The 8,186-nt window shown below is 30.9% G+C and carries 8 protein-coding genes; 5 read left to right on the forward strand and 3 right to left on the reverse strand.

Going from position 1 to position 8,186, the window contains the following annotated elements; all coding sequences use genetic code 11:
- Nucleotides 1-30 precede the first annotated feature (30 nt).
- Nucleotides 31-1,452 (reverse strand): UDP-N-acetylmuramate--L-alanine ligase, encoded by a 1,422-nt coding sequence (gene murC / locus C661_RS0103775; RefSeq protein ID WP_017413966.1) that lies wholly within the window; start codon nucleotides 1,450-1,452, stop codon nucleotides 31-33.
- A gap of 476 nt (nucleotides 1,453-1,928) precedes the next feature.
- On the opposite strand from murC, the gene C661_RS0103780 reads away from it, so the two are divergent.
- The gene (locus C661_RS0103780; protein ID WP_242825972.1) at nucleotides 1,929-2,333 is read left to right on the forward strand and encodes a MerR family transcriptional regulator; all 405 of its coding nucleotides are present in this window, start codon (nucleotides 1,929-1,931) and stop codon (nucleotides 2,331-2,333) included.
- A 123-nt stretch (nucleotides 2,334-2,456) separates the two neighbouring features.
- Complete coding sequence (locus C661_RS0103785; RefSeq protein WP_017413968.1) at nucleotides 2,457-3,257, forward strand: EFR1 family ferrodoxin; 801 nt, start codon at nucleotides 2,457-2,459, stop codon at nucleotides 3,255-3,257.
- Between the two features lie 362 nt (nucleotides 3,258-3,619).
- On the opposite strand, the gene C661_RS0103790 is transcribed toward C661_RS0103785, so the two are convergent.
- Complete coding sequence (locus C661_RS0103790; RefSeq protein WP_017413969.1) at nucleotides 3,620-4,324, reverse strand: DUF421 domain-containing protein; 705 nt, start codon at nucleotides 4,322-4,324, stop codon at nucleotides 3,620-3,622.
- A gap of 185 nt (nucleotides 4,325-4,509) precedes the next feature.
- On the opposite strand from C661_RS0103790, the gene C661_RS0103795 reads away from it, so the two are divergent.
- From C661_RS0103795 to C661_RS23065, 3 genes are all read left to right on the forward strand, one after another.
- Nucleotides 4,510-4,725 carry a FeoA family protein gene (locus C661_RS0103795; RefSeq protein ID WP_017413970.1) on the forward strand — a complete coding sequence of 72 codons (216 nt, stop codon included), beginning with the start codon at nucleotides 4,510-4,512 and terminating at the stop codon, nucleotides 4,723-4,725.
- 395 nt (nucleotides 4,726-5,120) lie between these two features.
- The gene (feoB, locus tag C661_RS0103800) at nucleotides 5,121-7,067 is read left to right on the forward strand and encodes a ferrous iron transport protein B (RefSeq protein WP_017413971.1); all 1,947 of its coding nucleotides are present in this window, start codon (nucleotides 5,121-5,123) and stop codon (nucleotides 7,065-7,067) included.
- Between the two features lies 1 nt (nucleotide 7,068).
- On the forward strand, nucleotides 7,069-7,212 hold the full coding sequence (locus tag C661_RS23065) for a FeoB-associated Cys-rich membrane protein (RefSeq protein ID WP_017413972.1): 144 nt from the start codon (nucleotides 7,069-7,071) through the stop codon (nucleotides 7,210-7,212).
- A 342-nt stretch (nucleotides 7,213-7,554) separates the two neighbouring features.
- Here C661_RS23065 and C661_RS0103810 read toward each other — a convergent pair whose 3' ends face one another.
- Entirely contained in the window at nucleotides 7,555-7,872 is a 318-nt protein-coding gene (locus C661_RS0103810; RefSeq protein ID WP_017413973.1) for a hypothetical protein, read from the reverse strand.
- Nucleotides 7,873-8,186 lie beyond the last annotated feature (314 nt).

Consider the following 8,186-nt stretch of genomic DNA (forward strand, 5'->3'; position numbering starts at 1 on the left):
CTTCAATATTGATAGGAAAACAAGTATGGACTATGATTTTTTATTTAATGCATTAATTATTTCTCTAGATAATTTATAGGATTCACCTGCTCCAAAAACTATGATAATGTCTCCACTTTTAGCTTCACTAAGGATTTTACTGCAGATTTCATCAGAAGTTTTTATATGCTCTGCTTTATGATTACCTATTTTAGCACATAGTAGTTCAAAATCTACAGGCTCTAGATTCTTGTTTGCTTCTCTTCCTAAAAAGGGTTTTGTAATAATTACTCTGTCAGCTTTTTCTAGTGCTAGAGCAAACTCATTGAAAAATAGCTTTGCTCTTGAAAGTTGATGAGGCTCAAAAACAGCAAACACCTTCTTGTCAGGATAACTAAGTTTAATTGAAGCTAAGGTAGTGGCAACTGCAGTAGGATGATGTGCATAGTCATCAAAAATCCTAATTTCATGAACTTCTCCTATTAATTCTAGTCTTCTACCTATTCCCTTGAAATTTTCAAAGGAATCCTTTATAGAATCCACAGTAACACCTAGTTCTAAGGCTGCAATTAGTACCCCTAAAGAATTTTCTACATTATGTTTACCTATCAAGCCAAGATTAAAATTATATTCCTTATGATTACTTAGGACTTTAAATGAAGAGTGGTCAGGAGCATTTAAAGTTAATTCTGCTTTATACTCTGAGTGGAAGGGGAAGTCTATCTTGTTATCTATATAATAGCCAATGACCTTTACTTCTTCATCCTTTAGCCACTGCTTTAATTCAAATAATATTTCACCAATAGCAAAGCTATCTTCATTAACAATTAAAATTTTAGGACCCTTAAGTTTCTTTATAAAATTTTTGAAGGAAGTCTTAACTTCAGTTATATCTTTAAAAAACTCAGGATGATCCATTTCCACATTGTTTATTATGGCTATTGAAGAACTATAATTTAAAAAATTATTATTGAATTCATCAGCTTCACATACAAAGTAATCAGATTTTCCAAGCCTGTAGCCGCCACCCCATTTCTTAAAGGTAGTTCCAGCTTCCACAATTGGATCTAGTCCTCCATTTTCTAAAACAAGTCCCATTAAAACTGTAGTTGTAGATTTGCCATGGGTACCTGCAATGGAAATAAGAAACTTTTCATTTTGAATATATTTTGAAGAAAACTCCTGCCAGGTCATTAAAATTCCTCTTTTTCTAGCTTCCACTATTTCAGGATGATTAGGTGAAAGGTCTAAAATGGCTGGTGATATTGCTAAGATATCAATATCTTCAATATGGCTTAAATCATGACCCTGTAAAATTTCTATACCATTTTCTGAAAGAGCATCTTTATAATACCCTGACGCATTTAAATCACATCCAGAAACCTGAAATCCACTATTCTTTGCTATGATTGCTATGGGTGCAGCACCGCTTCCGCATATGCCCATGAAGTGTACTTTAATTTTATTATCCAATATAATTCACTCCCGTTATCATATTACTTAAACTAAGACTATGATTTATAAACTCTTTAAGCTACTACCTATGAGAAATAAAGTAGCTTAATGTGAAATTACAATTATAAATTAATTATAACATTATTTTACTATTTTTTCCACAAATCACATATATAGATGGTATTTAGTAGTGATATGTTGAACCGTACCTGTGGAGAATCAAAACAAGTAGAGTCTGATTTGAAATTTGAAAATAGTCCTAGGATATTAAAAAGTGTGATTAGATTATGTTATAATTACTTGGATAAAGTATATGTTTAAATGAGAAATGTAGATAAGTTGTTTATAATAGTTTATATTAAAGATTTATTAGAAAAAGTTATGCATGAGGTGGTGCCATATTCTAAGAATAGGTGAGGAATTTATTTCAATTGATGTGTTTTGAGTATATATTATTTTATAACAAGCTGACTTTATTGAAATAGTAATGGAGGATGTATGTGAAAGATATTTATAATATTGGAGATTTGGTGAAGGAATTAAAGGTAAATAAGGAAACTATAAGGCATTATGAAAAAATTGGTTTGCTTTCTCAACCTAAAAGGGATGAGAATGGATATAGAATTTATTCAAAAAAAGATATAGAACTAATTAGGTTTATTCTTATAATTAAAGGCTTTGGATTCTCATTGAGAGAAATAAGTATATTGATACATGATGAAATATTATGTGGAAATATTGAAGATATCAAAACAATTGTTGAAAGTAAAACAAATGAAATAAGTGCAAAAATAAATGAATTAGAGAAAATAAAAAAACTACTTGAAAAAGTTAAAGAAACTATATTATTAAAGAATATAGAATGCTGTGATGACATAGAAATTTATTTAAAAAAATAAGTCTTGACTGTGTACCGTAGTACCTGGTCTATAATACCAATAGAAATCAAAATATTCATTGGGAAAAGTAATTTTATAAGTAAAATAAAAATTACTTGAAAGTTGATAAAAGGAGTGGTTTTTATGGTAATAGCTGAGGATACAATAATATATTTTTCAGGAACGGGAAACAGTCTACAGGTAGCTAAGGATATTAATAGTGAACTTAGAGACTTTAAATTATGCAATATATCTTCAATTATAGCAGAAGAGAAAATTAAAGTTGAAGGGAAAGCACTTGGAATAGTTTTTCCAACAATTTATGCACGATTACCATTAATCTTAGAAAAAATCTTAAAAAAACTAGAAATTAATAAGGATACCTACGTTTTTGCAATAGCAACTCATGGAGGAGCTCCTGCTGAGGTATTAATAAAATTGAGAAAAATATTAAAAAGCAAGGGTGTAATATTAAATTCTGGTTTTTTAATTCATATGCCAGGAAACAATATTTTCGCATATGGTGCAAGTTCTATTGAAAAACAAAACAAGACTTTTAAAAGAGAAAAGAAAAAAATAAGGAAGATAACTCAACTAATTAGAGAAAGAAAAAACTACAAATGTGAATTGAGTAAACTAATGATTGATACATTAATTGATAGAGCTTTTATTAAGGCAACAGACAAAATAATGGGAAATCTTCATTTAAGAGATAAAGATTTTTGGGTTAATGATAATTGTAATGGATGCAAATTATGTGAAAGAATCTGTCCAGTCAATAACATCCAATTTAATATTGATAAACCAATATGGGAACATAATTGTGAGCAATGTGCAGCTTGTATTCAATATTGTCCTAGACAAGCAATTCAATGGGGGGAGAAGACTTGTAAAAGAAAGCGATATAGAAATCCAAATATTGATGTAATTGAGCTGATAAGATAAATAAGGGGTTTTAACTTCAACTATTAACTTATACATCCTGATTCTCTGCTCTAGACTCAGAGATAACAGAATGTATAAGCTGAGTTTTAGTAGAAAAATACTATAGTTATTTGAAAATAAAGCCTACGTTATACTCCTTAAGGTGAATCGTATCAGAAGTAAGATATTTTTCCTTAAATAAGTAAAACAATTTGGAAGGTTGATACCTGATATTTTCATATCACATATAGGTCTAATTATAAAAAATCAAAGCCAAGAGTTAAATTATACAGGGAACCTATATTGGTTCCCTTAAGGCTTTTTGAAAATGAATAATATAAATTATACGAAGTAAGTCTATATTGTTTCCAATAACCAACCCCTCACTTATATAAAAAAATCTTCATAGTAGACTTTTTATCAAGGGTAGCCAGTAGAACATTTTTCACTTCAGTATGGTATATGTTTTTTACATTGGAAACAACCCAGTCTTCATCTTTGTTAAGTTGTTTTAACTCTTTAAGATTTATTATACCCTCCTTAATAATTATCTTTGGGTAATCAAAGGGAGTGGTCTCTATCTGCAAAGATGAATTTGTTACAGGTTCATATTTTGGATCAAGGAAAAACGAAATTTTTCCGTCTGCTTCCCAAAAGGCTAATGCTACGGTATCAATATCCTTCACTTTTCCTTCTCGCAATTCCTCTAATAAAATATCAATGGATATCCTTGCTTTTTTCAAACCTTTATAAAGGATTTCTCCATCCTTAACAAGGAGAACTGGTTTACTATTAAGTAGCCTCCTAAACCCTGGCCATCTAAGTAGCATAAATACACCACCAATATATAGGACTACTAATGTAATTGTGGTGGTAATGGAGCCTTTCATTCCTAGGTTTTCATCTGATAATGGATGGGCAATAACATTTCCAATAACCAAAGCAATAACAAAATCAATAAGCCTTAATTGAGAAATGCTGCGTTGACCTAAGGCTTTAGCAACAATCATTAAAAAGAAAAAAGCAACAACAGCCCTAAGAATCCATTGGAGGGTAGTTAATGTTTCCTGACTTTGAAGAAATTCCATATATGACACATCCTTTATTTATATAAACTAATACATAGTTTTCCACAAATAATATTTTAATAATACATAGATACTGATTATTTATTAAAATATGGTAGGATTATATTGACAAACCCCTTGAGTAAATGATATTATTTATCAATAGAGAATAAAATTCAATATTATTAAAAGTAGGTGAAAAAATTATGTTATTATCAAAAGCAGGAATCGGTGAAACATTTAATATTAAACAGGTGGAAGGAAAGGAAAAAATACAAAAGTTTCTTTTTACCTTAGGTTGCTTTCAAGGGGAAGAAATTACTCTTATCTCTAAGCTAGCAGGGAATTATATTGTTAATATTAAAGATAGTAGATATGCACTTGATGAAAACATGGCAAAATCAATTGTGCTTGAGGCGTAGTTCAAGTTCTTTGAAGCACGGTCAACACTTAGAGCCCAGCTCTATTACTAGACCTATAAATTTAGTTTTAGAATCCTGGTTCTATTATTAAAAACATTGCCTTTGTGATAATGCATAATCTATAAGATAAAACTTTGTACTTAAGATTTTAATGTGCTATAGGGGGTGAATAACTTTAACTCTGAAATTTTGGTGTTAAAGTTATTGCTCTGAAATAGATATTTTAGGCTATTTTATTAAATTAAGTTCAACCACCTTTTAGAAGAGGTAAATTTAAACAAAATGAACTTATTCATTATTTGGCCTGAATATCCATGAAAGTAGCACCTTTTATTTTACATATACAGTGATAATGAGTATCAATATCGAATATAAATTTTTGAGGGGGAATTAAGATGAAAATTGCATTAGCGGGAAATCCTAACTGTGGTAAAACCACCTTGTATAATGCTATTACAGGAAAGACAGAGGCAGTAGGTAACTGGGCCGGTGTTACTGTAGCTAAAAAAGAGGCGGAACTCAAGAAAAAATATAATTCAAAGGGTAGAAACATAAAAATTGTTGATCTTCCAGGAGCTTATTCTATTTCACCTTTTAGTGGTGAGGAGAAGATCACAAGGGATTTCATTTTAGAAGAAGCACCAGATGTAATTATTAACATAGTAGATGGAGCTAATTTTAGTAGAAGCTTATTTTTTACAACTCAACTTTTGGAACTTGGAATTCCAGTGGTTATCGCTGTAAATAAAAATGATGTTCTTTCTAAAAGAGGGGACATAATCGATTTAAAAGCTTTAAGTAAATTACTAGGCTGTTCAGTAGTTAATACAACTGCTACTTCAGAGGAAGGCTTATTAGATTTAATTAATGAAGCAATAAAGGTTGGAGAAGAAAAGAAACCACAAGGTATACTAGAGCTTGCGGATAAAGACTCGGACATTGCTAGACAAAAGCTAGTAGATGGTATTGTTAATAAGAGCTTAGATAAAAAAAGAGATGCGAAAAAGGTTAACTTTTCAGATAAAGTAGATAGAGTTGTGGCTCACAAGTGGTTTGGAATACCAATTTTCTTTGCAATAATGTGGGCTGTATTCTCTTTCTCAATTAATGGGCTAGGAGGATTCTTATCAGACTACTTTAATGAAGTAGTATTTGCAGAAATTGTTCCAAATGCAGCCAATGGATTTTTAGAAAGCTTAGGAGTTGCTCCATTATTACAAGCCCTTATAGTTGATGGTGTTATTGGTGGAGTTGGAGCGGTTATAGGATTCTTACCTCTAGTTATGGTATTATTTTTCTGCTTATCACTACTTGAAGATTGTGGATATATGGCTAGAGTTGCCATAGTAATGGATAGATTCTTTAAGAAAATTGGACTTTCAGGAAAGTCCATTATACCTATGATTGTTGGTTCTGGCTGTGCAATCCCAGGGGTTATGGCAACTAGAACTATAGAAGATATTAATGAGAGAAGAATGACTACAATTCTTACTCCTTTTGTACCTTGTGGTGCAAAACTTCCAATTATTGCACTTTTTACAGCGGTGTTCTTCCCAGGTAATTCTTGGGTTGGAGCAAGTATATATTTACTAGCTATAGTTATGATTGTAATTGGGGGACTTTTACTTAAGAAAATTTTTGTTTGGGAGAGTTCTTCTTACTTCATAATGGAACTACCAGAATACAAAATGCCAAGTTTAAAATATGCTTTCCTACAAATGGTAGACAAAGCAAAAGGCTTTATTTATAAAGCTACTACTATTATTCTTGTTTGCAATACTTTTGTATGGTTTGCCCAAGCTTATGGTTGGAATCTTCAGCCTGTGGAGGATCAAAGCTTAAGCATTCTTGCTTCCCTTGGAACAATAATTGCTCCAATACTAATTCCATTAGGAATGGTAGGATGGCAACTTGCAGCAGCTGCAATAACAGGCTTTATAGCAAAAGAAAATGTAGTTGCTACCATTGCAGTATTATTAGCTGTAGCTTCTGAGGAAGCATTACATTTACCAGGAGGAGTTTTAACAGAATTCTTTACTCCAGTAACGGCTTTTGCATACCTAGCCTTTAACTTATTTACACCACCTTGCTTTGCAGCTATTGGAGCTATGAACTCAGAAATGGGATCAAAGAAATGGTTATTTAGAGCTTTAGGTTTCCAATTCAGTGTGGGTTATCTTTTAGCAATGGTCATAGCTCAAGTAGGAACTTTAATAGTTTATGGAAAACCTGCAACAGGACTTGTACCTGCTATAATAATAGCTATTGTAGCGGCAGTGTATATTTTCATAACAATTAAAAAATCTGATTCAAAACGAATTCAGTTAGGAGTTGAAGCGTAATATGGGAAATATAATAGTTGGATTAGTTTTTCTTGCCATCTTTGGATTTGCCTTTAAAAAAGTTTATAGTGATACTAAAAATAACAAGTGCAGCTGTGGAAGTAGCTGCTCAGATAAAAGTAAGTGTAGTAGGGTTAAGCAATAAATTTAGAGAGCAGATCAAGATTGAAAGTTTAGTTGAGACATAGGAATATAACATTTAATTTCTTAGTTTACACATAGAATTTACTGATTTGAATATAGGATTTATAAATAAAGAGATGAAAGTAATAATCTACAGGATTAGGATTTTCACCTCTTATTTTTTTTTGGAAAGGCTGTGAAAATTGCTGGAACCCGCATGAACACTAAATCTTCTTATAAATATAACAATATACAAATAAGTATTTATAATAAGATAAATTTTTACGCCTATATAAGTTTTATCAAAGAGAAGAAGTAAACGCCAAGGATATAAATTAAAAAAGGACACCAATTTTAGTGTCCATTAAGATATGTATACTTCACCATTGCCTACTATAACTATTCTATAGGTTGGCTTTAGAGAAATTAGATTAAACTTTTCAGACTTAGGAGACAATCTTATAGATTGTATTATTAGTTGATTTTCATCGAATAATTGTAAGTAAACATCATCTGTGGCAGAAATGTTTTGAACAGAATAAAGATTTTCTGAGGAAAAGTTAAAATCAGCTGCTTTATAAACCCCTTCTTTAAAGGTATTAGCTGCGGACACAGGTATAACATTAATTGTATTAAGTGATAAAGAAAGTAGAATTACGAATATGGTAAAAAACTTCTTCATGTAGACTCACCACCTCTCAACATTATTATGAGGAGAAAGATGGGTTAATATGCAAAATTTAAGTGAAGTAGAAGCCTATAGGCTTCCTTAGTGAAAGTTTAATTTATTCAGGTTCAAAAAGCCTTAAGTGAACCAGGGTAGGACTGATGTATAAGGTAAGTTTTAACTCTGGTTCCTTATAGATATACTACGTCATAGCTTTAAATAAAATTAAGTTTTTCAATACTTGGATAGCAAAATACTTTAAGGTTTCAAGTAGTAAATCTATATAGATAAAATGTAAAAGTAATTTTAATAAAAACCTATTTTTAAGG

This window comes from Clostridium tunisiense TJ, from assembly GCF_000300195.1.
In the GTDB taxonomy this organism is placed as follows: Bacteria; Bacillota; Clostridia; order Clostridiales; family Clostridiaceae; genus Clostridium_J; species Clostridium_J tunisiense.